Annotated in this window: 2 pseudogenes; one reads left to right on the top strand and one right to left on the bottom strand. The window is 68.0% G+C overall.

Annotated elements, in window-relative coordinates:
- Window positions 1-209 (bottom strand): annotated as a pseudogene (locus AKJ13_RS29860) (GAF domain-containing protein); the annotation flags it as partial.
- A 438-nt stretch (window positions 210-647) separates the two neighbouring features.
- Between AKJ13_RS29860 and AKJ13_RS29855 the strand changes: the two are divergent.
- A pseudogene (locus AKJ13_RS29855) lies at window positions 648-857 on the top strand (porin family protein); the annotation flags it as partial.

Raw genomic sequence — 857 nt, 5'->3', positions numbered from 1 at the left:
CGCCCCCGCCACAGGGGCTCGATCGCGTCCTCCGCGGCGTAGAAGCAGAATCCGCCCTCCCGCAGGACCACCGCGACCCCGTCGGAGCCGACGATGTCCCGCGCCGTCTCGCGCAGGATGGACACGACGTCCGGGAGGGAACAGGCGACCGTCAAACGGCCTGTCGCCCGCACCAAGCCGTCATCGGGCAGGAAATCGGCCGCTGACATGCCTTGAAGCTAGGCGAAGCGGCCCGGATCGTCCACGTCGCATTCTGGCAGGCCCCGCCCGACCGGCCTCTCGGGGGAGGTCAGCGCGGGGGCGCGGCACACCCGGCCGGGGGCCCGCCCGCTCCTTCCCGCCACAACGCAATCTACAGGCGAGACCGGAACCGCGGGATCTGCTCTCGGGCCGAACCCCAAATGTTACACGTAGGTTAACATGCCGTGGCTGCGCGTATTGCCGAACCATATTTTTATCCGAGGCCAGTTTTGGCCGAATAATGCATGGGCCCCAGTCATCACGGGCTCGCCATGTGTTCCAGCGCACCTTTTTGGCCACCAGCCCGGAGCCTTCGCGGGCCCTGTTGCAGCGTTGCACTATCGCGTCGGGCCTTCCTGACGTCCTGTCCCCGGGCACATCCCGATCAACGGGAGATTGAGGACCAGATGATCAAGAAGCTTCTTCTCGCGAGCGCCGCCACGGCCCTCCTGACCGGCGCCGCCTCGGCCGCCGACCTGCCGCGCCGCGCCGCCCCGCCGCCCGTCTTCACCCCCGTCCCGGTGTTCACCTGGACCGGCGCCTATTTCGGTATCAACGCCGGCTACGCCTTCGACGCCAGCAGCCGCTCGAACAACTCCACCTTCGGCGTGCCCTTC

Source organism: Methylobacterium sp. ARG-1, assembly GCF_001262595.1.
GTDB classification, from domain to species: Bacteria; Pseudomonadota; Alphaproteobacteria; order Rhizobiales; family Beijerinckiaceae; genus Methylobacterium; species Methylobacterium brachiatum.
The sequence above is the reverse complement of the archived record's forward strand: the minus strand, read 5'-3'. Positions and strand labels throughout refer to the sequence as shown.